The following is a 23,662-nucleotide window of genomic DNA, read 5'->3' on the forward strand; positions in this document are numbered from 1 at the left end:
AAGGGACCGCACATTCTGTGCCGCGGGCGAGGTGGTGTCACCCGCGCGGGTTACCTGCGTGCGCCGCGCTCGCGCGCGACCAGCCAATCGGTGATGCGCAGCACGTCGTCATAGCTCTCGCCGCCGGTGACGCGGTACTTGCCGTTGACGATCAGGGTCGGCGTGCCGCGCACGCCGCTGGCGATGGCGAACGCACGCGCCTTCTCCACGCGGGCGTCCACTTCGGGACCGCGCAGCAGGGTGTTGAAGCGCGCGCGATCCACGCCATGGCCGGCGTAGAACGCGACCAGCTCATCCGCCGACACGTTGTGCATGGGCAGCGAGCCGTCCTTGTGCAAGGCGTCGAACACGGCGGCGTGGGTCTTGGCCAGCACGCCGCTCAGCTCGGCGGCGTAGTAGGCGCGGGCGTAGGGAATCCAGGAAGAGGACAGCGCCGCCGGTACCTGCACCACCTGCACTCCAGGCCCCTGCTTGCGCTTCCACGCCTGCAGGCTGGGTTCGAAGTGGGCGCAGTGGATGCAGGCGTAGGAGAACACCTCCGCCACTTCCACCTTGCCCTTGACCGGCGCGAACGGCTTGCCGTCCGGGATGACCTCGTAGTCCACGCCTTCCTTCGGCGCGGGCGCGTCGGCGGCCAGCGCCAGCATCGGCAGCAGCGAGAACAGCGCCGTCAACATCAGGCGCAGGGTCAGGCGGGTCTTCATGTGTTTCCTCCGCAGGCGCTGGAAAAAGAAACGCCGGCCATGGTGGGGCCGGCGCAATGAACAGGAGCTGTGAATCAGGACCGCGGCGAAGCGGCGAAGTTCACGACTTCTTGGCAGTCGCTGTCTTCGCGGCGGCTTCGTCGTCGGCCCGGTCGTGCAGGCCCTGCAGATAGCTGCCCAGCGCCTGGATTTCCTGCTCGGTCAGCGAGTGGACGACCTGCGCCATGATGTTGAAGTGGGTCGGATCCTTCTCGGTGGTCGTGCCGGCCTGGTACTCCTGCAGGCGGCGCACCACGTAGGCCTGCTGCTGGCCGCCGACGTGCGGATAGGCCGGGCCCGGGTTGCCGGCGCCGGTCGGGCCGTGGCAGGCCATGCACGCGGGAACGCCGCGGCTGGCGTCGCCGGAGCGGTAAAGCTTCTGGCCGATTTCGTAGAACTTCATGTCCTTGTACGCGCCGTCGGCGACGACGGTGTCGTCGGCCAGGCCGGCACCGGCCTTCTGGGTGGCGAAGTAGGCGCCGATGTCGCGCATGTCCTGCGCGCTCAGGGTCTGGGCGAACGGCACCATCACCGCGGCCATGCCGCCGGTGCGCTGGCCGTTGGCGAACAGCGACAGCTGGCGGGAGACGTAGCGCTCACTCTGGCCGGCGATGCGCGGGTACTGCGGATCGGCCGGGTTGCCGTCGGCGCCGTGGCAGGCGGCGCAGGCGGCGGCCTTGGTCTGGCCGGCCTTGGCGTCGCCCCAGGTGGTCTTGGTCAGGTCGATATCCAGCGAGGCGGTCTGCACCGGCGCATTGTCCGGCACCGGAACGACGGTGGTCTGTGCATAGGCGACCGCCCCAACGGCCGCAATGGCCAGTCCAGCGAGTCCCCAAACGCGAGCGTGGCGCATGCTAAAGCTCCGAAAAACCTCAAGAAGCGGTGCCCCATGGCAGCCGCGAAACCCCGGAATTATCCCTTCGGGGGGGCTCCCCGGTCAATTCGGCCCTGTCAGCGGGGCGAACCCTGCCGCCATCGACGCCCGCCCATGCCATCCTAGTGGCATGTCGAACCTGCTCAATTCCGCCCGATACCTGCTCTCGGCGCACAATTTCCGCCAGCTTCCGGCCGATACCGGCCGCGAAGTCGCCTTCGCCGGGCGTTCCAACGCCGGCAAGTCCAGCGCGCTGAACACGTTGACCCGCCACAACGCCCTGGCGCGGGTGTCCAAGACGCCGGGCCGGACCCAGCAACTGGTGTTCTTCGAGGTCCAGCCGGACCGCCACCTGGTCGATCTGCCGGGCTATGGCTACGCAAAGGTGCCGCAGGAACTGCAGGCGCACTGGCAGGCCTTCATCCAGGACTACTTCCAGCGCCGCGAGGCGCTCAAGGGACTGGTGGTGGTGATGGACATCCGCCATCCGCTCAAGGACTACGACCGGCAGATGCTGGGCTACGCGGTCCAGCGCGGGCTGCCGGCGCACGCGCTGCTGACCAAGGCCGACAAGCTCGGCCGTGGCCAGCAGTCGCAGACCCTGCAGGCGGTGAAGAAGGAACTGTTCTCCGCCTTCGGCGACAGCGTCGGCGTGCAGGTGTTCTCGTCGGAGTCCAAGCAGGGCGTGGACGAGGCGCGCCAGGTGGTGATGGACTGGCTGGAACTGGGCTAGGGAGCGCTCCCGGGGCGGGTCATTGTTCTCCCGGCAGCGGCGAGAACTCCGCCGGCACCCAGGCGAACGCATCGTCGTCGCGGCGGACATGACCCAGGCCGGGGAACGGCAGGTGCGCGCCGGCCAGCCACCAGCCACCGTCGGCCACCTGCGCCATCAGCGCGCGGCGGCTGGCGATTGCCTGGCCGCGATCCAGATCCGCCTCGAAGGAGGCATCCGGGCGGGCGAACTGCACCGCGTGGTAGTGGACGATGTCGCCCCAGATCAGCAACCGCTGGCCGGCGCCCGCGTCGAACAGGAATGACGTGTGCCCCGGCGTATGGCCGGGTGAATCCAGGCCGCTCACGCCTTCGGGCAGGCGCTCGCCGCGGGCGAACAGGCGCAGGCGTCCGGCCGCCCGGTAGGGCGCCACCGCGTCGCGCGCCATCTTGAACAGCGGACGGAACATCGCCCGGGTGTCGGGGCGGGTTTCGGTCTTCGGATCCAGCCAGTAGTCGGCGTCGGCGCGCGCCAGCCAGACGGTCGCCTTCGGGAACGCCTCGCGGCCCTGCGCATCGAGCAATCCGCACAGGTGATCCGGATGCGCATGGGTGATCAGCACCTGATCGACCTGCTCCGGTGAATAGCCCGCGCTGCGCAGGTTTTCCAGCACGTGCCCCAGGCTTGGACCGAAGCAGCGCGCGGTGCCGGCGTCGACCAGGGTCAGCACGTCGCCACGCTGCACCAGATAGGCGTTGACCGCGGTCTGCAGGCCCTGCGGTGTCTCGGGCACGTGGCGCGAAGCGAGCAGCGCCTGCTTGCCGGCGTCGTCGATGCCGGACAGTTCGCCGCGCGCCAGCGGGACCACGCCGTCGAACAGGGCGGTGACCCGCAGTTCGCCGATGGCCTGGTGATAGACGCCCGGCACCTGGCGGGCGGGCGCGGTCTGCGCGCCGGCGGGCAGGGCGGTGGCTGCCAGCAGCATCAGCGACGCCAGCAGGGAGGGACGGGGACGGAACCGGATCGGGATCATGGCGGGGAAGGGAAAGGCGGCACGCCGCGGGGCCCTCATCGTAGGCAGGCGCGATCGAGCGCAACGCTCAATCCATGGCGTCAAACGCTCACGTCGTGCCGCCGGTCAGGCGTTGCCGATATGGGCCGGGTCCAGGCCGTAGCGTTCGCTGAAGCGCCGGCTGAAGCTGGCGACGGAGCGATAGCCGACCCGCGCGGCCACCGTCTTCACCGGCCAATGGGTGGTATAGAGCAGATCCATCGCGCAGGCCAGCCGCGACGCGGCGATCACCTCGCGCAGGCCGGTGCCCTCGGCGAGCAGCCGCCGGCGCAGGGTGGCGCCGCTGACGCCCAGGGCGGCTTCGACATGCTGGGATTGCCAGTCGCGCGCGGGATCGGCGCGGATCAGATCCCGGATCCGCATCGCCAGGCTCGGCGGCGGCGGCACCAGCATCGCGGTGTGGCCACGACGGCACAGCGCCACCGTCAGCGCGGCCAGCGCCAGCCGCGCCTCGGTGTATTGGCCGGCCTGCAGCGACGCCAGCCAGCGCTGCAAGTCGGTGGCGAACTCGGCAACGTCCAGGCGGGCGAGATCATCGCCGCGACCGTCGATCGGTTCGGCCCACAGCAGGCGCGCGGCGGCCAGGACTTCCTCGCACAGCGGAATGGTGACGGTCAGATAGAGGCCGCTGTCGGGATCGGGAATGTTGGTCACGTCCATGCGCGAGCGCCGCGCGATCAGGAACAGATCGCCCGGCGCGAACTCCAGCGCCTGCGCATGCGTGCGCACCTGCTTGCGCCCGCGCAGCACGATCGCGACACAGGGATGATCGATGTCGACCGCGTGTGCGCCATGTTCGTGGCGCGCGGTGATGCAGGCATAGCCTTCGGCGCGGGTGCAGTCGACCAGCGAGCCGAGGCGGGCGAGCAGCAGCGAGCGGGGATCCTGCGGGGCGTTCATTCCAATGCGAGCGGCTCAGATCGCGACGTTGAACAGTCGGCCCACCAGCGCCGCCGCGGCCATCGCCGCCGCGCCCCAGAAGCCGACCCGCCAGGCGCCACGCAGCACCGGGGCGCCGCCGATGCGCGCGGCGAGGCCGCCGGAGATCAGCAGACCGACCAGGGTGACCGCGGTGGTCACGGCGGCGACCCGGTCCACCGGCGCGAGGATCGAGGCCACGATCGGCAGCGCCGCGCCCACGGTGAAGGCGGCCGCCGAGGCCAGCGCCGCCTGCAACGGACGCGCGCGCAGTTCCTCGGTGAGACCGAGTTCGTCGCGCGCGTGCGCGGCGAGGGCGTCGTGGGCGGTGAGTTGTTCGGCGACCTGGCGCGCCAGGGCCGGTTCGAGGCCGCGTTGCACGTAGATCTGGGTGAGCTCGGCGAGTTCCAGGCCCGGCTCGGCGCGCAGTTCGCGCTTCTCGATCGCCAGATCGGCGGCTTCGGTATCGGCCTGTGACTGGACTGACACATATTCGCCGGCGGCCATCGACATCGCGCCGGCGACCACGCCGGCCACGCCGGTCATCAGGATGGTCTCGGCACTCGCGCCGCTGGCGGCCACGCCGACCACGATGCCGGCCACCGAGACGATGCCGTCGTTGGCGCCCAGCACCGCCGCGCGCAGCCAGCCGACCCGGTTGCTGCGGTGGAGTTCGGGATGGCGGCCGGCGGGAAGTGGGCGATGACGTGGCATGGCGGCAGGGTAGCGTTCGCGCCACGCGGGGTCGAGCCCGGGGCGGCCAGCACAGGCGCGGAACACTGCGATGTGGGCGGTGGCGATGATGCCTGGACGGGCGGCACGCTATATTGCCGCCCTTGTGGCGCCCGCGCCGCAGCCCCACATCGTCGTTCCCCTGCCGTGCGAGCCCGCCTTTGTCCAGCCCCAGCCACGTCGCCGATACGCTCGTCACCGATCGCACGCAGCTCGTGCAGTACATCGCGGGCGGAGAGAAGCCGCTGGCCGACTGGCGCATCGGCACCGAGCACGAGAAGTTCGGTTTCCGCCTGGACGATCTGCGTCCGCCGGAGTTCGATGGCGAGCGCGGCATCGAAGCGCTGCTGAAGGGACTGATCCGTTTCGGCTGGGAAGCGGTCGAGGAAAAAGGCCGGGTGATCGCGCTGACCCGCGATGGCGCCTCGGTGACGCTGGAACCGGCCGGACAACTGGAGCTTTCCGGCGCCGCGCTGGAAACCATCCACCAGACCTGCGTCGAAGTCGGCACCCATCTCAAGGAAGTCAAGGAAGTCGCCGACGAACTGCGGCTGGGTTTCCTGGGCATGGGCTTCCAGCCCAAGTGGCGCCGCGACGAGATGCCGTGGATGCCCAAGGGCCGCTACAAGATCATGAAGTCGTACATGCCCAAGGTCGGCTCGCTCGGCCTGGACATGATGACGCGCACCTGCACCGTCCAGGTCAACCTGGACTACGCCAGCGAAGCGGACATGGTGAAGAAGTTCCGCGTGTCGCTGGCCCTGCAGCCCATCGCCACCGCGCTGTTCGCCGATTCTCCGTTCACCGAAGGCAAGCCGAACGGTTACCAGAGCTATCGCTCGCACATCTGGACCGACACCGATCCGGATCGCACCGGCATGCTCGACTTCGTGTTCGAGGAGGGTTTCGGCTACGAGCGCTACGTCGACTACCTACTCGACGTGCCGATGTATTTCAGCTACCGCGACGGCATCTATCACGACGCCAGCGGGCAGAGCTTCCGCGACTTCCTCAAGGGCGAGTTGCCGGTGCTGCCGGGCGAACTTCCGACGTTGCGCGACTGGTCGGATCACATGACCACCGCATTCCCGGAAGTACGGCTGAAGAAGTTCCTGGAAATGCGCGGCGCCGACGGCGGTCCGTGGAATCGCCTGTGCGCGCTGCCGGCGTTCTGGGTCGGCCTGCTGTACGACGACACGGCGCTGGACGCGGCCTGGGACCTGGTCAAGGACTTCAGCCTGGAAGAGCGCCACGCCCTCCGCGATGGCGTGCCGAAGCACGCGTTGAAATTGCCGTTCCGCGGCGGCACGGTGCGCGATGTCGCCGCCGAGGCGCTGAAGATCGCGGTGGCCGGCCTGCGCCGCCGCGCGCGCCTGAACAGCAAGGGCGTCGATGAAAGCGGCTTTCTCGACGCACTGATCGAAATCGTCGAATCCAACGAGACCCCGGCCGAGCGCAAGCTCACGCTGTTCGCCACGGAATGGAACGGCAGCGTCGATCCGGTGTTCCGCGAGTTCGCCTACTGAGGCGCCGCCGGCCTGCCGGATCCGCCGGCGACATCGAATCGACGCGGCTCAGCGGTCGGCGGTCCGCTCGAACACGATGTTTTCCGCGACCGGACCGGACAGCAGGAAGCCGGTCACGCGGCCGCTGCCGTCGCGCTGGAACGCGATCTTCTGCAGGAACCACGCCGAACTGCGGAACAGATCGCGCTGGTAGGGCCGCAGCGTGGCGGTCGGCCAGCGCGGGTGATGGAGGTGCAGTTGGCCGTCCTCGCCCGTCAGCACATAGTCCGTGTCCAGTTCATCGCTGTGGTAGCGTCCGGCGAATTCGTCGGCGCGCACGCCGGCGGGATCGAAGTCCGCCAGTTTTACCCGCTGCGCATCGATGCGGCCGTATTGGCCGATGACGAAATGCAGCCGCGCAGGCGGGCCCGCGCCTTCGTCCGGAAATTCCAGCACCTGGTTGAACTTCCCGCTCAGCAGGAAGCGCCGCGCCGACAACGCGGGCAGCGCCTCCGGCTTGGCGTCGTCGAGGGTGGACAGCAGCAGGCGGCGGCCATCGCTGCCGATGCGGAAGAAGTAGCCGGGAAACAGTTCGTAGTCCCCCGCGTACGACGCCAGCTGCCGGCGGTCGGGCCGGCTGTCGTCCCGGGGCGGTGCGCGGTAGGCGGGACGACGGGACAGGTAGCGCTCGGCGATGCCGTAGGCGATTTCGGAAGTGTCGACGTCGTTGGCGTTGGCCACCACCGCCACGCTGAAGCGCTCGCCGGGAATGCGCAGCAGGAAACTGCGATAACCCGCGTCGCGGCCGCCGTGGCTCCAGGTGTCCAGCCCCCGCCAGGCGTGGCGCTCCTGGCCGAGCGCGTAGAAGTTGATCGTGCCGTGGGCCAGCCGGCCCTGCTCCTGCATGCGCGCGAACAGCGCGGCGTTGCCGACGGTGTGGGTCTCGAAGTTCAGCGCCCAGCGGCTGAGATCCGCGGCGGTGGTGAGCAGGCCGGTCGAGCCGGTGGTGGTGGCGCTGAGCACCGCGCGGACGTAGCCGCTTCCGGAGGATTGCCAGGACGGCACCCGGTGCGGAACGCGATCGCCGAGGTCGTCCGCGAAGCGGGTGTCGCGCATGCCCAGTGGCCGGAAGATGCGTTCGTCGCAGAATGCCCGCAGTGTCTTCCCGGACACCCGCCGCACCACTTCGCCGAGCAGGGCGTAGTCGGTGTTGTTGTACTGATACGCCGCGCCGGGCGCGAAGTTGCCGCCGCGCTGGCGCAGCACCATCCGCAGGACCTGATCGTCGGTGAGCAGATCCTCGTCGCGCCAGCCGGCGGCGGGCATGAGGGTGCCGAAGTCGCGCACGCCGGCGGTGTGGTTCAGCAGTTGCCGCAGCGTCATCGGCGGCCAGCGCGCGGCTTCGGGCAGGTAGTCGGAAAGCGGGGCGTCGATGGACAGCTTGCCGTCCTGTTCCAGCAGCAGGATCGCGAAGGCGGTGAACTGCTTGGATACCGAGGCGATCTGGAAGACCGACGCCGGCGTGATGGGCGTGCCCTGCTCCAGGTCGGCGGCGCCGGCTTCCTCGTGCTGCACGACCTGTCCGTCCAGCGTGATCGAGACCGCCGCGCCGGGCATGCCGGGACGATCCCACGGCGCCAGCAATGCCCGCACCGCGGCGGCGGGGGACGATGGCTCCGGCGCGGATTGCGCCTGCGCGGCGGGCCAGGCCAGTCCCAGCGCGAGCAGCACCGGCAGCGGAAAAAGAGGTCGCATCGAACGCTCCTGCCAATGGGGGGAGCCGCACGATGCGGGTGTCCGGACGCTGGAATCGACCGACTTCGCCAAGTCGGTCGGCGATTGTCCGCCTAGGCGAGGGGACTGGCGTCTTCCTGTCGTCGATAGGCGCTGGGGGTGGTGCCCTGGTGGCGGTGGAAGGCGGTATTGAAGGAGGACTTGGTGTTGAAACCGGAGCGGTGGGCGATTTCCAGCACGGTCAGATCGCCCAGGGCCGGGTCGCGCAGCAGGGCGGCCGCCTTCCGCACCCGGTAGCGGTTCACGAAGTCGAAGAAGTGCATGCCCAACGCCTGGTTGATGAGCTGCGAAAGCTCGCGTTGGCCCCAACCCAGCCGGCGGGACAGGCCGCGGATGGTCAGGGACGGATCGAGGAAGGGTTCGTGTTCGCTCATGAACGCGGCGAGCCGGGCGAGCGCGGCCGGGTCGTGCGCCAGCGGCGCTTCCTCGGGGACCGGACCCGGCGCCTGGGCCGCGACGACCGGCGTGGTGGCGGGTGGTGTCGCGTCTTCCGGCGACGGCGTGTCAGCCTCGGTGAGGACGCCCAGGAACAGGTGCTGGCGGGTCAGCGCGGTCAGGGTCAGGGCCGTGGTGATGAGCGCGGCGATCGCCGCCACCAGCGGATCCAGTGTCCGGTAGAGCGTGGCCTGCCCGCTCCACCAGGCCAGCGATTTCAGCAGCACGAAGGTGCTGGCGAACAGCGAGACCGACAACAGCGTGACCAGCCAACCGAAGGTGGCGCTGTCGGGATTGGAGCAATGGTCGCGATAGGCGCGCCGATAGACCAGCAGCACGCGCGCCATCAGCGCCATGTAGGCGTAGTACTGCAGGTGGAGCAGCGTGCTTTCAACACGCCGGAAAGCCGTGAAGGCGGCGCCACCCGCCGCCTGCGTCGCGGCGTGCGCGATCAATGCCGCCAGGGTGGCGAGCACGCCCGCCAGCAGATGGCCTCGGGGTCGTCGCGCGGGGAAACACAGGGCGACCACGTAAGCGTGCAAAAACGGCATCTGCAGGAATGCCAGCGGTGTCCGCCAACGCAGCAGGGCCGGCAGCGGGTCGGGCAGCAGCGGGGATGCCCAGCCGATCACATCCACCGCGGTCAGCAGCAGGAAACCGGCCAGATAGCGGTTGGCCCGCGCCAGCGGCCCCGGAGTGAACCACAGAAACGCCGCCATCAGCGCGCACAGGCAGGTGGTCAACAGGCCAAGCGCGGGAAGGAACGGCGACTCCATCGGGGCGTGGGAACGGTGCGGAAACGGACGCGCATAGACAAGCACGGCAGACCCCGCGGATGGAAGCGGCGACCGTCATGGGCGCGTCATCCGCCGCCTCATCCGGCACCGCAGGGAACCCGCTTCATTCGCGCCAGCGCAGCGCGTCGGCGGCCGATTCGGCGGCGCGGTAGTCGGCCGAGTCCGCGCCGTGCGCCAGGAACGCGCGCAGCAGGCGGGTGGCATGCCCCTGCCGGTTCATCGCCTCGAACACATGGGTGTCGTCGGCGATGAACAGGTATCCCCGCGGGTAGAGGGCGGACAGCGCGATCGACGCACGGTAGTCGGCGGTGTGATCGTGCCGGCCCGCGAGCACGAATACCTCGGCATCGAGACGATGCAGGGGGGCGGGATCGAACGCGACGGGCGCGATGAGGCCCTGCTCTTCCAGCCGTTGCAGGGGACGCACCTGGTCGCGGAAAGTCTCCTCCCCCGGGTGGATGCCGTCGTCCGGCGGCCGCGCACGCGCGATGAACGGCGCCTCGAACTCGTACAGCCGGACCAGGATCGCCACGCCTTCCGGCGCGGCCATCATCCGCGCGACCTCGTCCACCTGGTAGGCCTTGCCGGCCGCTTCGATGACGGCGGTGTCACCGGCGGCCATCGCGCGGATCAGCCGGGCGCGTTCCTCGTCGCGCCGTGCCAGCGGCACGAAGAAATTCTGCCGCTGCAGGATCCGCAGCCATCGCGCGCGTTCGCCGGGCGCCCGCGCCAGGGCCTGCCGGAGCAGCCCCTGCGATGCCGGATCGTAGGCGCCGATCTCGTCCCAGAAATGATCCGCGCGCAGGCCCAGTCCGGCGGCGATGTACGGGTTGAGCGGCGCCTGGGTCCAGGCGCGTTCCACATGCTCGCCGTGGAGCGCCAGGTACTGATGGATCAGGAATGCGCCGCCGGAGCGTCCATACAGCAACACCTTGCCGTGTTCGCCGAGCAACTGCCGCCGCACGGCTTCGATGTCCTCCACCCATTGCGCGCTGTTGAAGACACGCCAGGCGGCGCGCCAGTCCGTGCGCCCGTCGGCATCCCGGCTGGCGTGGAGGAACGCGGGGGTCGTGGCCCGTCCCGGGATCCCCACGACGTTGAAACCGTCGCCGAACAGCGACGCCTGCAAGGCCGGCATCGCGTCGGCGCGCACGTAGAACTGCTGGGCGTCGGCGATGACGAACACGGTCGGCTTGGCGGCGTCGAACGCCGCGCCCAGTTCATAGCGCAGGGATGCGGAAGGCCCCGTGGGCGCCTGGTGATCCAGCGGCACCGTCACTTCGCCGCCAATGGAGATGGCAGGTGAATCCTGCGCGCGGGACACGCCGAACGGTGTGGACGACAGGCAGGCGATGATCGCGATGCAGGACAGCACGCGGTGCATGGCGATTGAAGCGGTGGTGCGGGATGGCATGGGCGGGCCTTTCATCGTCGCGGGCCACGGCGGCGCTTCCTGACGATCAAGGATGCGGTGACGGGAGAAATCGTCGCGTGGAGGGTGGGTTCGACCGCGGCAGAAGTCCGACGAGGCTAAATCGCGTCCGCGGACGACGGCCACGCCCACCAACCGAGATGAGGCTGTGCGCAGGATTGAACGGAAAAGCATAGTTGAGACATGGTGTCGAGGCATAGTGTGAACCGTTGTCGCGAAATCTGCAGCAACTATGCTTCCGGAAATCACCAAAGTTTGTACGGCGAGCGGAAACCTGGTCAATTGAATCGTCGGCACAAACCAAAAGAAACGGCCTCGATAGGGCCTACTATAGGCGTACGCTGAATTGGCGGAGATCGCTTTGAGTAGCTACAAACAAGTGCTCCTATACGAGCTCGCTCGCGATCTCATTCATGGGAAAATAGCTCAACTTTCCTGTGAAATTGGGGAAGAGGAGCGTCAACCATTGCCCAATTTTGATCGCATCCTTGACCTGGAGGAACAATCTCTAGTGCTCTCGCGCGAGATGGACGAAGTGGAACCATCGAATGAAGTAGGCGTCCTTGCTTTAATTCACAGAAATTTTGGGGCTGAGTGTGTCGAACGACTTCTCAGTGGCCTTGACGAATTCGATTCGGACTCAGGGTAACTACTACTTCATATTAGCCGTCGAGCCCACCCAAGAGTCGTTACAGCTAGGCCCAGAGATGGCCATCAGACGCCGTCGACCTACTTGGGACGTTCTCATTCACTCCGACCAGAGTGTTTCAGACAGCAGCGACGACTAGAGTCGTTTTCATCGCGAGCAGGGCTATGGATGCTTCCGACCCATAGCGGACGCTGATGCGCTCGCCGCGACGTGGACTGACAACCCGAGGAGCAATGCCTGAAGAGGCGTCTTACCCCCAGAGGCAATCTCAGGGTCGGTGCCGTGGAAAGGCTTGAAGCCTCCTTAAGCCAAGCTAGACTCATGATCCTGCGAGACTTTGAGGGCCCTGATGAGTGCATTGCCTCCGCATCTTGAGCTCAACCGAAACGCTGCTCTTGCCGCCTTAGGTGACATCAAACCGGCTGGTCCACCTCAGGGAGACGACGAGGCGCATGCGCTCATGATGGCGTCGCGAACCCAGGGGGGACGCGACCTGCCGCCTTACTACCTAGTCTATTTTCTGCTCGTCGATCTTCTTGGATTCGCGAATCTCGGCCAATGGGAAAAGGTCGCGTGGATCGTGCCGATTCGATACTCGGGCCAGTTGTACTCGATAGAGCATCGAAAGATGGGGTTCGGGATATTTGCTCCAACTTATAACAAGGATCTGCGAAACATCGGGCGAGCAATCGCTAGTGGTACACCGAGCAACGAAGCCGAGCAGCACGCCGCAGAGATTTGTGAGCTCATTAAGAAGGCGGTTGCGAAGGCGGAACCTTACTTTGAGTGGATAGCCGAACAAGCGGTCGGCGGCAGCAAACTCAACGTCACCAACAACAGTGATTGGCTGTTCGAGCGATATGAGTATCTTCGCGATGAGCACAAGCGACTCGAAGGCGAACTTGAATGGAGGAAGGACGAACGCAATATCACGGAGTTTCCGGACGGTGGCTTCGTGTCCGCTTGGCCGGCCTACGCAATCCGGCGACAGGCCGAGTGGACAGGTCAAGCGGCAATTGATGCCTTCTTTAGCTGGACAGAGCATGCTTTTATCCACATCGCCATTCTGAAAGGAGTCTTGAGAACCGGTGATGAAGTCGCGGCACTAGCCGAAGGGGATTGGAAAGCCAAGTTCAAGGCCGCCCTTCCTATCGACGATGTAGCTATGAAGAGGCGCTATGAGGTGCTCTTGGACTTGCGCGCTCAGATTCGCAACTACATGGCTCACGGCGCTTTCGGAAAACGCGGTCAAGCGTTCCGGTTTCACTCGGGCGCGGGTGCAGTACCGGTGCTACTTACCCGGCGTCAGCAACACCGCTACACGCTGTCGGGAAACCCGAGCTTCGGAGAGAAAGCCGCTTTGAACGAGATTGACGATTTCATTCGCTACCTGTACACGACTGACGTCGCTATCGCTTTGGAGCACGTGCAAAGTGGCTTAGCAAGCATTCTCACGTATGCCGCGGATGGCACTTACGGCAGGGCGATGAACACCATGGAAAACATGAAGGAGTTCATCGAGTACATGAGCCATGAAGTGGACAGATCGGCCAACATGGATTGGTAGTTTCAGCGGCGTTTCGGTCGCTTGTGTCCCGTTGAAGAGAATCAAATTCAAGCTGACTTCCGATAGGGGGCCTTACGCCCAAATTTTACGGTGCCAGGCACCGGATCCGGTTTCGCTGGCCGAAGCGACTATGGAATCCGCGCACGACACGGTGTCTGCTCTTGGCCGATAGCTTCCCTTGGGGTATGTCCACCTATGACCCGTAGCGGACTCCAGGGCTGGCTACCTGTTGATCTCAAGTGGCGCCAGCCCTGCTCTCGCGAACGCTGTCATGCATGGCTGTGAAAGCGTTGTGTTGATGGGAGCCCGTGTCGTCTGCATTCAACCCGAAGCAGATAGCACTACACGTGAGATTCACTTCCAGCTTCAAGGGTGGCGAAGTCCAAGGTTAGATAGGTCGCCCGCACGGCTGCTGCGTAAGCCGTCGCGGCCAGCAGGGTCATAAGGAAAAGTATGGCGCCAAGCAGCGAATTAGATAGGCCATCCTTTACGACCTCCGCACTAAGATTGGGAGCAAGTACGTGGCTTGCGAAGTACCAGAAAAGAGCGGCCCACACTAAGCCGGCCACATAGTTGAATCGAGTTAAGCGCTCGAAGGCCTGGCTCCTGAACAACGCAACGCCTTCTTTCAATGACTTCAGGCGTTCGCTGGAAAGCCGCATCTCGGCGATTGTCTGGCTTAACTCACGCACGCGATCCGGGCCGACGCCTTTCATCGACACCCGACTTGGCATGGCGAAGTAGGTCAGGCAGACGCCAAGAAGGAAGGCGGGAAGGAAGAAGCTCTGGTCCGTTGCATTGCTGAATACGGAAAGGTAGCCATAGGCCAGGCCGACCATCACCGCAAAGACACATAGACGCTTAAATACGATCTCTACGCCCGAGATCCAAAAGAATGGACCACCGACCATTTGGGTCCAGACAATCGCAAGACGGCCCTGCGGTAGCTTCGGCACGAGACTGCCGATCTGCAGTCTCTCGGCCATGGCTACGATTTCCCGAACGCACTCAAAGTTCGAAAGCGTTTGACCTCTAACCACGTCTCTCATGCGGGCCTCTCCATGTGAAGTGTCTCTTCCTCGTGGACGCGCCTGCGCTGACCGCCCGAAGGGTGCGTTGCAGGCGCCTAGCTAGTCGCTCAACTTACGAAACCAATTGCGTAGCCGACGCAGGATGCCATCGCCGCGTTGAGTGACAAGGTGGGGCTCTACAAGCACCTGGGGCTCAATCGGTGCTTCTTCAGCAGGCTGGACAGCCTCCTTGTCTTGATAGAACTTCGACTTTGCTTGTCGATCACGATCCCACTCGGCATCGATGCGTTCCTTCGACCAGCTACCCGCCTCGATCACTTTTCCTCGGCGTATGAAGTAGTGTGACCTGCAGTGCAGATACCAGTTTCCTATAGAAGGACTGAGAGACACGCTTTCGCCATCGAAGCTCATGGACCAGTCCGTTGGCGTGAATGGGGTCACGACTTCTTCACCGCATCCACAGCAGCAAAGGTGTGAGGCGGTGGCATATTGCATCGAGATATACAGGATCCCGGGCTCAAGATCGGGGGGGATGAACTGTGAGAACTCTGGTCTTAGTTCGTTGACTTTGATCACAGGAAATCACTGTTGGTTAGCTGGTTGCCGTCGGTAGTGAACGTGGTGTGGTGCTCTCGCTCTAGGTCGCGATAGAAACCTCGAAGCTTCTTCCATCGATGCACCGCGAGGGCGGCATTCAGCATGTTCAGGTCTGCGACTTGGATGTTTGATGCGTAGATGTCCTGCTCTGCACCTGCAAACGACACCCGCCCCTGGTGGACGTGGTCGCGCATCTCGGGAGTGCTGGTGGTCACCCGGAGGATACCTGCCAAGGATCCGTTGTCGACATCCAGCCCCATTCCGACATCAATGAAAAACAATCCCTTCTGCTCCAGATAGCCGATAACTGCCGCTTTCTCGGGGCCTGCGTCCATGCTAAGGAACGCGAACGTAATGCCATCGAGCAAGTGCAAGTTGTCGGCCGTTATCTTGACCGAGTAGGGCACGATGTTGCGATGCATCCGGGAGTAGATGCCGGTTAGGTAGTCCACTTTTTTTGGGATATCACGCAGCTCTTCGATGCTGGGTGCGCCGGGTGATCGAAAGGCATTGTGCTGTTTGAACTCGTCGGGATCGAAGACACGGATCTCTTTTACCGGAGTCTTCGCAACGAGATCGAGGATGTACGCGCCGCTACCACCAGTTCCAATAATGCCGATCACTTCCGGTTTCAAACGTGCACTCAGATTAACGATTCCCGCCAGGGAAGATGCGTTGTCCACATAGTGGAAGACGCTCTCCTCCTCATCCTCGATGATGCGATGCACGCGAGGGGTGCGTTCGCTGTCCAAGGCATGTGCCGGCGCACTGATGATGGCCGCGTAGGTACTCATCTTCTCGTAGTGGCTCGGGTAGCCCTCATCGGGTTTGCACGAGAACTTGTGATTGGTGCTTAGACCCTCGTCGATGTAGGTCGGCACTGATTGATGACGGATGGCTTCGATCGGCCTGCCATCTTCGCCAATGGGATAGTCCCCTTCGAACATGACGACATGCGTGTCGGGCGGGCCGGCTTGGTCACCGTTTAGTGTGAGGGCAGACACGAGCTTCCCGTAGGAAATCTGATTCGCAGCTGACAGATATGGCACATCGTGCAAGATCAGGAATCCATTCCTGATCTCGACGGCGTAACCATCATCACGCAAGCGCTGCAGGTCGGGACTACGACTGAACACAGCGCGTGACATTGAAGATGCTCCCGGTGGGTTTGACGTCTACGCCTTGGCCCGCGCTCAACTCTCCTGCGTGGGGTACAGAAGCAGCGTTGCGATAGGTCATCGTGAAGCGCACATTCGGGGCTTGCGGGCCGGGAAAGGCCAGTGCCACCACCTGTTCGAAGGTGACGCGCTTGTCACCGACCACGTACGGCTGACCCTTGATGATGATCTCGTAGGTCGTTGGCGGCTTACGAGCGATGAGGAAACGCTCGACACCACGCTCAGACAGGTCGATGTGCTCGTCAGGTTCAATCAGACGGTCGGTTCCGCCGGGGACATCGAGGAAAACGGCTTGATCATCCTCGGCGTTCGCCAGGTCATACAACACTTGGCCATGGATGGAAGCGTGGCCCCAGACAATCTGGCTGCCGTTGAGGACCAGTCGGTAGAGCGGATCGGCGGGAAAGACGATGAAGCGTTCGGCGCCCTTGCCCCGGACATCAAACGGCTCGTCGAGACGGACATCCTCGAAGTCGCCGCTCTGCAGGATCGCGAACAGGCTCAGGTCGGTGGAAGCCGGCAGGCCTGCTGCGGTCAGGATCTGGCGACCCAGAGGAACCGGATCACTGATCACTGCGGGTTCGAAGTTAAGGCTATCCTGGGCCACCAAGATGCGATAACCGGTTGCGGGACGGAGCGGGCGATCCTCACGGATGGCCGAGCCGATGTCTTCACAATCAATCAAATCTTCGTTCATGGGGGTTACTCCCGCCTGAGAACCGCTCAGGCCCGACGCCGGAACTGCCCGACGACGGCGTTAGATTTACCTATACGACCCGTTAGGTCAACTCTTGATCTAACGGAATGTGCGCTTTAGTATGTACAGCCCCCTGCGCCGCCCCGGAGCCTCTATGAGTGACGTCCCGCAGACCTTTGCAGCTCGCTTGAAGCAGCTACGAATGAAGAAGGGGGAGTCACTTCAACAGGCGGCAGATGCGGTTGGGATTAGCAAACCGCACTTTTGGCAACTTGAGCAGGGTGAGGGTGGCAATCCCACTCGTGAATTACTCGAGCGCTTAGCCAGACACTATCAACGCACAGTGTCTTATTTGATAGGCGAACTTCCTGAAAAGGAAGGTGAGATTGGTGCGCTTTTCAGAGATCTGGGCGAGCTGTCTGATCCGCAGCGGGAGCAAGTCATGGCCCTCATTCAAGTGATGAAGAAGACTGGCTAGGAATACGCATGGAAAAGCTTGACCGCATGGAGTTAGCGGACATTGGCCATCCTCGCCTCATGGCCGAAGCAGTGATCAAGCAAATACCAGCTATTGCGTATCCACTTCCTATAGAGGAAGTCGCATTGGCGTTGAACATCGTGCGAATCGAGGATATCGATACCGATGCGTTTGAGGGCGCGCTGTTAGCAGACGACACAAAATCAAGCTGTGCGATTCTGCTTAAAGCAGGGGTTATCGAGACACGCCGTCGATTCACGATCGGTCACGAGCTCGGACATGCATTGATGCCATTGCATTTCCCAAGTGCTGGAAGGTTCCAATGCACGAAGTCGGACATGCGAGGAAATGATTCCTCTGGACTTAAAGGGCGCCCGTTGTGGGAAGCACAAGCGAACGAGTTTTCGTCCGAGCTGCTTATGCCTCGGAGCGAATTTAAAAGGCGACTTCGTGCCAAGCGAGGGGCTTCTATTGAAGCGCTTGTCGAGCTCTCTGATGAGTTTGGTGTCAGCAGGACCGCAGCGGGTAGGAGGCTGATCAACCTATCCGATGATCCAACGTCGATGATCATCGCGCGCCACGGAAAGATTGAACAGGTGTATAGGGGCGCCGACTTTCCCTTCTTGTCGGTGGCTAGAGGCCGCGCGCTGCCACGAGGCGCGACCGCCCTAGCTATCGCGAATGCGCAAGATGCGGACGTATCTGAGGCTGACGAGGCCGATCCGCATGACTGGATGGCCCGTCCACCCAAAGATGTGGAGCTGTTTGAGCAGACACTTTTTCAGGCAAAAGGATGGACGCTAACGCTGTTGATGGCAGACGTTCCTGATGAAGACGATTGATGCTGCAAATGCGTAGCCTGGCGACTTAGATTCCGGGCGCGAGATTGAAGCTCTTAGCAGGAACGAGGTCGTTAGAGTGATCGCCAGTAGTCAACAAGAGAATCCGTTGCATCCAATAGATTGTTGGGGTGGTTACGGTGTTCTATAGGGTGCGAATGACAGCTTCGCTGCTGGTAATTCTGCTTGGTCTTGCGCTAGGGGTACACCAACTCTTCCAACAGCAGTGGATTGCCGGTGCAGCGTACTTATCGTCTGCTTCTTTAACTGCCGGGCTACTGCTTCTCGGGACCCGATTTATCAAGGAAAGCTGGATAGGCGCCACACTAGCGCTGGCGACGACGTCTTTCGGATTCTACGGATTCTTCGTGGAAAACCGGGGCTTGGACCCAAAGCTGGATCTTGCAAGGTATGAAGCTGGGTTGGCGCTCTTCCAGGCGGGAAATTCGTGCCCTAGCGCCGTGCAAAGGGACCTATTTCAGCGGGCAGCTATGGCCTGTTCCCTTCAGTCAAGTAAGGACAAGCTGGCTGCCATCGCTGATGGAGCTAAGGAGGCCTATCTTCCTCCGCAGCTCGACTTCACGGACAAGGTGCTAGCTACGGCAGCCGGTGATAGAGCGGACCCATGTGGCCGCCTTTTCGCTCAGGCATACGAAGAGTGTCCTGCTGCGTTCTCTTCGATGAGCCATGAGGCGGTCGGCAGATTGCTGTCGGACCAATAGATCCTACGGCGTGGGTTGTCCGATTGGTTCATCCCATGAGGGTAGGTTCCGTGGGTTCAAGCGGACCGCATATCATCGCCAACTTCATCCACGGGCCGGTTGTACGTCGGCTTGTTAGTCGGACCCAGCCACCCTAGGATCGGATGGCATTAAGCGGAAGGCCCCCATGCGGTAGGCTTTGGATATGTCGTATAACCGGACGCAAAGGTCCGGATATGAGGTAGTTGGCCCTATGAACATTGCGGAAGAGCCTGCCCAATTTCGTGAGCTCTGCGAGAAAGTTGGTCTCGCACTACTGATGGGGCAGAAGGTTCAATATGCGCTTGCGCACTACTATGGAACCTACCAAGCAGTTCGTAACGGTTGGTCTTTCGAGCAGGCTACGAATAGCGTTCAAGAACATCTATCGCGGGCCATGGGCAATGTTGTTGGCGCTATAGAGCGGGATGCCCCAATGGACGCGGAGCTGTTTGGCAAGGTCCGTGCCTTCAAAGACCGTCGTAATTGGCTTGCCCATGACTTCGACGAGGAGGCCACGCCGTTCTTGTCCCGAGGGCAAAGAATCCCTGAGTACATCGGGAAGATGGAGGACATCTCCATTGCAGCCCGCGCTCTCATGCAGGAGCTCGATGCAGTAGGTGCCCGGCTTGTGCCGGCAGCGGGCTAACAGTGTGTTCAAGCTCGGTCATGAAGCGCGCGACGGATCGACTCGGATGCACCTTGAGCAACGGCCAGCGGGTCACTAAGGTGAGGGGATAGCAATAAAGTTCCCGCCCATCATGAGCGAAGCAGAAGACCACAACGACGACCATTACGGCCCCGGCTATCAAGGCTGGGACGAGCTCGACTTCAGCGTCATCACGTCGCGCCTGCGCCAGCTACCGCTCTTTGACGACGACATGTGGCTTGGCATGCAGGCCATGAACGTCGGCCTGGTAGATATGGTCGTGACCCAGCATGAACTCGAACTGCTAGCTGAGTACATGGAGATCGAAAGGACACCGATGCAGTCGGCATTGACAGTTTCGGCGCTGTCTCAGATGTGGGTGTACGGTCTTTATGAAGTGCTGCGCCTTTGGCGAGACCGTCGATATCAGCTTAAGAAGCTCTACGACAACGGCGGTATCGATCTAAAGCTTGCTAGCATGCCATCAGAGGACGAGGTGAATCTCGCTGCACATTTCCGCCGCAAGCAGCTAGAGCAATATAAGATCGACGCAGATTATCGGAATTTGATCGATCGCGCATGGGAGCGATTGGAGCCTATTTTCCGGATGGTCGAACTCTTCCGGATGAATCTCGCGAAACACAGCGTGCCCGGAACGGGAACTGCGATTCCGCGTGCTCCTGGCTACGGCCGGATTAATATGATGTGCGGCTCAATGATCTACGAGTTGCTCGACAAAGAAGGTTTCACCCATTTCTTGAATCGGCGGGATATCGCAGACCAACTACGCAAAGCGCTCGCAGACGTTTGATGCCTGATCGCAGCGTCAAAGAGTCGCCAGCCACAAGGCGCGGGCCCGCTGGACGCGTCGTGCTGTCTTTGCGAAAAGGATTTTCGACAGTAGAAGTTCTTTTCTATGTGCTCGATACCTTTAGAAAAGGTGTAGCGTTAGCGGCATGAATTCAGTACCTGACAGCTACGTCGACTCGATGCCCACAGATCCTGACCTTCTCGTGGAGCTTGGGCGCGTTGCATGGGCTGCAGCACGGCTTCATGCTGGGGTTCGCGACTCAATTGACAGGCACGCTGGAGCACCGTCGATGGCGCCCTTCGAGAGAACGCTTGGGCAGGCCATTGCTGACCTTGAGAGACAAGCGAGCAGCAGTGGTCGTACGGATCAAGTGGATTGGGTTCGAAATTATGGAAGGCCTGCAAACCGTCTTCGAAATGAGGTTATTCACGCAGTGACATTCACCGCGGTTGATGGAAAGCAAGCTATAGGGAAGGTGGAGCAAACTGAGGCGACCAGGTTCTTGGCGCCTGAGTTGAGAGCTGTAACGCTCGCATTGATTGAAGCAAGCATGAGGTTGCCGGTTTGAGTGATATTCCGCCGTTAACGCGTCCTCATAGCTCCGCTCGGCACTAAGGCATGCGCTTTGTCCATGATGCGTAAAGTGACCGAGCGTGCGCGCGTTCGTTGCCCGAAGGCATCACTTGGTTGGTTCAGCTAAAGTCGAGATAGACGCGGCCAAAGCAGCGTCGCCTGCTCAGCCGGGCAGGCCTGGACCGAGTAGTGAACAAGCGGATCAATGGAACGGTCTCTGTAAGCTTCGCCAGAGCGAATTAGTTCACGCACGTTGTGTCGATCGATCCTCACCGGGACACAAGGGTGTGGAAGCAGCGATAGGATGCGCATCGTGAGAACAATAAGCGTGCGCGCATGCGGCCTAATCGCAGTGTGAAGACACGCGCCGGCGATGGAGCGAACTAGGTATCGCGCGGTGATCCATTGCGTAGTGGTATCGCCTTGAAGAAGCGACAGTCGAAACTGCGTTAGCAGTGCCAAGTATCCATACAGATCTCCTCTGCGAAGTAGCGTATCCGGCGCTCGGTCGGGGAAGAAGATCACATGTCCGTCGCTGGCGGCGGGCAGCTCGATCCTCCGAATGGGCAAGAAACATGCGGGATCAAGCTCGTATGTCTCGATTAGTGCTCGTAACCGTGAGTGCCTCACGGTTCTTACTTCGAGCAGCTGGAATGGCCATCTGCAAGCCGCATGAAACACTGGGTGGCACTCAGAGATACGCTGCTCACGAGCTTGAGAAAGCGCGCCGCCCTTCAGGACAGCTTCCTGGTCGAAGCGGCACTGAGGTGCATCACGAGGCAGCTGCGCAATCATTGTCCGCAGTATCCGTTCTCGAAATATATCGACCCTGGACTTGGGTGGACGACCGCGCCTAACCGGGGGTGTCCATGCACGCTTCGAATTCACCGTATTCATCGAATAAATGCACCTGAACAGGTGAATTTATTCTGCGTGCGGCAGCGAAAGCTTTGCAACTAGGCTGGAACCGACGGCAGGAAAAGCGAAAAGCGTGACGCTCACGACTGCTGGCGTGGCACGAATCCACACCCAAGCCACCACCGTGGTTAAACCAGCTACCGGAACAGAAAGCCCAGCGAAAACAGGAGGATAGAATGAATACGAGCTGAGATTCCCCGTCGGCGGGGAAAAAGAAAGCCCGCACGGGGCCAACCGAGCGGGCTCTCTGATTTCGTACACATTCGCTAAGCCCGAAATCTCCCCCTTATTGAACGCCCTGTCAAGCGCTTCTGGCGCTTGGCACGGGCTCCCTATGCCCTAAGCCGGCTAGGCCGGCGGGAGGTGTGTTGTGGACAAGATGGAGATTGGTGGACCAGATGAGCAGACGCGCCGTGGCATCTACGCCGCTGCAGGGCTTACGCATGAGAACGTCCGAAGCGTGGAGAAAGCAATCAAGGGGGCGGGCCAGAAGCGTGTAGGCACCGGCGCGTTGACCAACGTCGTAACCAGGTTTGACTCCTTAAAGAACAGCAGTCCGAGAACGGTCGAAAGCCACACGTGTGAGCTCCCGTGTGCGTATGAACTCGAGCTAGACCCAGAGGTCGTCGGCTACTACGCACAGGTGCCGTGTATAGAAATAACTAGGAAGAGGTCTGACGGACGGTTACACGTAAGCTCAGCGCACATCGACTTCCTGGTGCTCAGAAAGTCATCAGTCGAGCTAGTTGAGTGCAAGCAGGAAGAATGGCTTCGTAAGAAGATCGGCGAGGAGCATCCCGATTGGTCCGAAGTAGAGGGAGGATGGACGTGCAAGCCCTACGAAGAGTGGGCGAAAGCACGAGGTATCGCGTTCAAAGTCTGGGTGGGGCCGAAGCATCCAGCCATCTATCTGCAGAACTTGACAGCAATCTACGATGCCAAACGCTTGACTTGTACCGACTACGAGATGCGAGCTTGTGAGGCGGCAGCCCGTCTCATTGAGAAGCGGCCCCAAAGTATTTCTGAGCTCCAAAACACATTGGCTGGCTTCACCAGCAGGGTTGCGCTCCTGATGTTGGCGCAGGCCTATGCATTCGGGCCGTGCAGGTCAGTGTCCATTGGTCAGCAATCGAAATTCTATCTCTTTCCAACGCAATGCCAAGCCGAGGTATACGCAACCGCAGTCGCCGCCGAAGTATCGGACCGGATCAAACCGCTTGGCGAACTTGGAGATGAAACTCTGACTGCGTCAAAGACTGATCTGGAGAAAGCTAGGCTCCGCTTGGAGAGGGTTGATCGGTACCTCAATGGGCTGGATCTTGTGCCGACCAAGCTTGTGAAGCGGCTTGCGAAGGTAGTTCGGCAGGCGAGGAGCGCGGGCAAGTCAGCCCTCGCTGCATGCCTAACCAAGTTTCACGCCTCTGGCAACAAGACATCGAGGCTGTCCGACCAGTACGTTGTGCTCAGGGTGAAGATTGTCGAAGAGTATTGGAACAGAGGGCGGGTCAGTTGCCAAAGAGACGCTTGCCACATCTACGCCACCGAGTGTGAGCGACTTGGCATCCCGGTTGCCGGCCTCACGGCGCTAAAGAAAGCAATAAGGGAGCAGAGCCCTCAGCGGCATGCGCTTGCGTCTGGGGGCGTGCGGGCATACCAGCGCGTCCGAATGAACACGGACCCTAGATACACGTCCGCGCCACCGCTGGGCTACGGTGAGATCGCCCATATCGATTCCACGCCGATCGGACTGGGATCACGAAACTTCGTATGAGATGTTGGCATGGCATTTTCATCTTGTGCTTCGCTGTCCATTACATGACTGCATTCTTCTTGGGAAATGCCAGAAGTGCGGCCGGTCGCAAGGTAGAAGGACTTCGTATGCGTCAAGACGACATTGTGTTAACTGCGGAGCGTCGCTAGG

Annotated in this window: 20 protein-coding genes; 8 read left to right on the forward strand and 12 right to left on the reverse strand. The window is 62.2% G+C overall.

The window, feature by feature from the left end:
• Positions 1-50 precede the first annotated feature (50 nt).
• Together ACTHN1_RS18975 and ACTHN1_RS18980 are read right to left on the reverse strand one after the other, a co-directional pair.
• Entirely contained in the window at positions 51-704 is a 654-nt protein-coding gene (locus tag ACTHN1_RS18975) for a thiol:disulfide interchange protein DsbA/DsbL (RefSeq protein ID WP_440472474.1), read from the reverse strand.
• Positions 705-804: 100 nt separating this feature from the next.
• Positions 805-1,596 (reverse strand): c-type cytochrome, encoded by a 792-nt coding sequence (locus ACTHN1_RS18980; protein WP_440472475.1) that lies wholly within the window; start codon positions 1,594-1,596, stop codon positions 805-807.
• A gap of 151 nt (positions 1,597-1,747) precedes the next feature.
• On the opposite strand from ACTHN1_RS18980, the gene yihA reads away from it, so the two are divergent.
• Positions 1,748-2,350: a ribosome biogenesis GTP-binding protein YihA/YsxC gene (yihA, locus tag ACTHN1_RS18985; RefSeq protein ID WP_440472476.1), complete on the forward strand. Its 603-nt coding sequence runs from the start codon at positions 1,748-1,750 to the stop codon at positions 2,348-2,350.
• A gap of 19 nt (positions 2,351-2,369) precedes the next feature.
• On the opposite strand, the gene ACTHN1_RS18990 is transcribed toward yihA, so the two are convergent.
• The 3 genes from ACTHN1_RS18990 to ACTHN1_RS19000 form a co-directional block, all read right to left on the reverse strand.
• On the reverse strand, positions 2,370-3,362 hold the full coding sequence (locus ACTHN1_RS18990) for an MBL fold metallo-hydrolase (protein ID WP_440472477.1): 993 nt from the start codon (positions 3,360-3,362) through the stop codon (positions 2,370-2,372).
• Between the two features lie 105 nt (positions 3,363-3,467).
• Positions 3,468-4,301 (reverse strand): helix-turn-helix transcriptional regulator, encoded by an 834-nt coding sequence (locus tag ACTHN1_RS18995; RefSeq protein WP_440472478.1) that lies wholly within the window; start codon positions 4,299-4,301, stop codon positions 3,468-3,470.
• A gap of 15 nt (positions 4,302-4,316) precedes the next feature.
• The gene (locus tag ACTHN1_RS19000) at positions 4,317-5,033 is read right to left on the reverse strand and encodes a VIT1/CCC1 transporter family protein (protein ID WP_440472479.1); all 717 of its coding nucleotides are present in this window, start codon (positions 5,031-5,033) and stop codon (positions 4,317-4,319) included.
• A 179-nt stretch (positions 5,034-5,212) separates the two neighbouring features.
• Here ACTHN1_RS19000 and ACTHN1_RS19005 point away from each other — a divergent pair, with 179 nt between their 5' ends.
• Positions 5,213-6,577, forward strand: coding sequence for a glutamate--cysteine ligase (locus ACTHN1_RS19005; RefSeq protein WP_440472480.1), 1,365 nt, complete (start codon positions 5,213-5,215; stop codon positions 6,575-6,577).
• 48 nt (positions 6,578-6,625) lie between these two features.
• Here ACTHN1_RS19005 and ACTHN1_RS19010 read toward each other — a convergent pair whose 3' ends face one another.
• From ACTHN1_RS19010 to ACTHN1_RS19020, 3 genes are all read right to left on the reverse strand, one after another.
• Positions 6,626-8,311: a serine hydrolase domain-containing protein gene (locus ACTHN1_RS19010; RefSeq protein WP_440472481.1), complete on the reverse strand. Its 1,686-nt coding sequence runs from the start codon at positions 8,309-8,311 to the stop codon at positions 6,626-6,628.
• A gap of 92 nt (positions 8,312-8,403) precedes the next feature.
• Entirely contained in the window at positions 8,404-9,561 is a 1,158-nt protein-coding gene (locus ACTHN1_RS19015; protein WP_440472482.1) for a helix-turn-helix domain-containing protein, read from the reverse strand.
• Between the two features lie 124 nt (positions 9,562-9,685).
• Positions 9,686-10,996: a hypothetical protein gene (locus tag ACTHN1_RS19020; protein WP_440472483.1), complete on the reverse strand. Its 1,311-nt coding sequence runs from the start codon at positions 10,994-10,996 to the stop codon at positions 9,686-9,688.
• A gap of 1,016 nt (positions 10,997-12,012) precedes the next feature.
• On the opposite strand from ACTHN1_RS19020, the gene ACTHN1_RS19025 reads away from it, so the two are divergent.
• The gene (locus tag ACTHN1_RS19025) at positions 12,013-13,230 is read left to right on the forward strand and encodes a hypothetical protein (protein ID WP_440472484.1); all 1,218 of its coding nucleotides are present in this window, start codon (positions 12,013-12,015) and stop codon (positions 13,228-13,230) included.
• 341 nt (positions 13,231-13,571) lie between these two features.
• Here ACTHN1_RS19025 and ACTHN1_RS19030 read toward each other — a convergent pair whose 3' ends face one another.
• The 4 genes from ACTHN1_RS19030 to ACTHN1_RS19045 form a co-directional block, all read right to left on the reverse strand.
• A complete protein-coding gene (locus ACTHN1_RS19030; protein ID WP_440472485.1) occupies positions 13,572-14,216 on the reverse strand; it encodes a hypothetical protein in 645 nt (214 codons plus the stop codon).
• Positions 14,217-14,360: 144 nt separating this feature from the next.
• On the reverse strand, positions 14,361-14,756 hold the full coding sequence (locus ACTHN1_RS19035) for a DUF6527 family protein (protein ID WP_440472519.1): 396 nt from the start codon (positions 14,754-14,756) through the stop codon (positions 14,361-14,363).
• Between the two features lie 77 nt (positions 14,757-14,833).
• A complete protein-coding gene (locus ACTHN1_RS19040; protein WP_440472486.1) occupies positions 14,834-16,006 on the reverse strand; it encodes a ThiF family adenylyltransferase in 1,173 nt (390 codons plus the stop codon).
• Positions 15,981-16,733: a multiubiquitin domain-containing protein gene (locus ACTHN1_RS19045; protein ID WP_440472487.1), complete on the reverse strand. Its 753-nt coding sequence runs from the start codon at positions 16,731-16,733 to the stop codon at positions 15,981-15,983. Before ACTHN1_RS19045 ends, ACTHN1_RS19040 begins: the two co-directional genes overlap by 26 nt.
• Positions 16,734-16,887: 154 nt before the next feature.
• On the opposite strand from ACTHN1_RS19045, the gene ACTHN1_RS19050 reads away from it, so the two are divergent.
• The 5 genes from ACTHN1_RS19050 (at position 16,888) to ACTHN1_RS19070 (ending at position 23,512) form a co-directional block, all read left to right on the forward strand.
• Positions 16,888-17,211 carry a helix-turn-helix domain-containing protein gene (locus ACTHN1_RS19050; RefSeq protein ID WP_440472488.1) on the forward strand — a complete coding sequence of 108 codons (324 nt, stop codon included), beginning with the start codon at positions 16,888-16,890 and terminating at the stop codon, positions 17,209-17,211.
• An 8-nt stretch (positions 17,212-17,219) separates the two neighbouring features.
• Positions 17,220-18,053 carry an ImmA/IrrE family metallo-endopeptidase gene (locus ACTHN1_RS19055; RefSeq protein WP_440472489.1) on the forward strand — a complete coding sequence of 278 codons (834 nt, stop codon included), beginning with the start codon at positions 17,220-17,222 and terminating at the stop codon, positions 18,051-18,053.
• A gap of 951 nt (positions 18,054-19,004) precedes the next feature.
• Positions 19,005-19,439: a hypothetical protein gene (locus tag ACTHN1_RS19060; protein ID WP_440472490.1), complete on the forward strand. Its 435-nt coding sequence runs from the start codon at positions 19,005-19,007 to the stop codon at positions 19,437-19,439.
• A 112-nt stretch (positions 19,440-19,551) separates the two neighbouring features.
• Complete coding sequence (locus ACTHN1_RS19065) at positions 19,552-20,250, forward strand: hypothetical protein (RefSeq protein WP_440472491.1); 699 nt, start codon at positions 19,552-19,554, stop codon at positions 20,248-20,250.
• Between the two features lie 1,861 nt (positions 20,251-22,111).
• Positions 22,112-23,512: a hypothetical protein gene (locus ACTHN1_RS19070; RefSeq protein WP_440472492.1), complete on the forward strand. Its 1,401-nt coding sequence runs from the start codon at positions 22,112-22,114 to the stop codon at positions 23,510-23,512.
• Positions 23,513-23,662: the final 150 nt, after the last annotated feature.

This window comes from Pseudoxanthomonas sp. (assembly GCF_051953815.1).
Classification (GTDB): domain Bacteria; phylum Pseudomonadota; class Gammaproteobacteria; order Xanthomonadales; family Xanthomonadaceae; genus Pseudoxanthomonas_A.

Excerpts from the sequence above, each read along its gene's own strand:
- ACTHN1_RS18975 (WP_440472474.1), bottom strand. The coding sequence starts at position 704 with ATGAAGACCCGCCTGACCCTGCGCCTGATGTTGACGGCGCTGTTCTCG.
- ACTHN1_RS18980 (WP_440472475.1), bottom strand. The coding sequence starts at position 1,596 with ATGCGCCACGCTCGCGTTTGGGGACTCGCTGGACTGGCCATTGCGGCC.
- yihA (WP_440472476.1), top strand. The coding sequence starts at position 1,748 with ATGTCGAACCTGCTCAATTCCGCCCGATACCTGCTCTCGGCGCACAAT.
- ACTHN1_RS18990 (WP_440472477.1), bottom strand. The coding sequence starts at position 3,362 with ATGATCCCGATCCGGTTCCGTCCCCGTCCCTCCCTGCTGGCGTCGCTG.
- ACTHN1_RS18995 (WP_440472478.1), bottom strand. The coding sequence starts at position 4,301 with ATGAACGCCCCGCAGGATCCCCGCTCGCTGCTGCTCGCCCGCCTCGGC.
- ACTHN1_RS19000 (WP_440472479.1), bottom strand. The coding sequence starts at position 5,033 with ATGCCACGTCATCGCCCACTTCCCGCCGGCCGCCATCCCGAACTCCAC.
- ACTHN1_RS19010 (WP_440472481.1), bottom strand. The coding sequence starts at position 8,311 with ATGCGACCTCTTTTTCCGCTGCCGGTGCTGCTCGCGCTGGGACTGGCC.
- ACTHN1_RS19015 (WP_440472482.1), bottom strand. The coding sequence starts at position 9,561 with ATGGAGTCGCCGTTCCTTCCCGCGCTTGGCCTGTTGACCACCTGCCTG.
- ACTHN1_RS19020 (WP_440472483.1), bottom strand. The coding sequence starts at position 10,996 with ATGCCATCCCGCACCACCGCTTCAATCGCCATGCACCGCGTGCTGTCC.
- ACTHN1_RS19025 (WP_440472484.1), top strand. The coding sequence starts at position 12,013 with ATGAGTGCATTGCCTCCGCATCTTGAGCTCAACCGAAACGCTGCTCTT.
- ACTHN1_RS19030 (WP_440472485.1), bottom strand. The coding sequence starts at position 14,216 with ATGGCCGAGAGACTGCAGATCGGCAGTCTCGTGCCGAAGCTACCGCAG.
- ACTHN1_RS19035 (WP_440472519.1), bottom strand. The coding sequence starts at position 14,756 with ATGCAATATGCCACCGCCTCACACCTTTGCTGCTGTGGATGCGGTGAA.
- ACTHN1_RS19040 (WP_440472486.1), bottom strand. The coding sequence starts at position 16,006 with ATGTCACGCGCTGTGTTCAGTCGTAGTCCCGACCTGCAGCGCTTGCGT.
- ACTHN1_RS19045 (WP_440472487.1), bottom strand. The coding sequence starts at position 16,733 with ATGAACGAAGATTTGATTGATTGTGAAGACATCGGCTCGGCCATCCGT.
- ACTHN1_RS19050 (WP_440472488.1), top strand. The coding sequence starts at position 16,888 with ATGAGTGACGTCCCGCAGACCTTTGCAGCTCGCTTGAAGCAGCTACGA.
- ACTHN1_RS19055 (WP_440472489.1), top strand. The coding sequence starts at position 17,220 with ATGGAAAAGCTTGACCGCATGGAGTTAGCGGACATTGGCCATCCTCGC.
- ACTHN1_RS19060 (WP_440472490.1), top strand. The coding sequence starts at position 19,005 with ATGAACATTGCGGAAGAGCCTGCCCAATTTCGTGAGCTCTGCGAGAAA.
- ACTHN1_RS19065 (WP_440472491.1), top strand. The coding sequence starts at position 19,552 with ATGAGCGAAGCAGAAGACCACAACGACGACCATTACGGCCCCGGCTAT.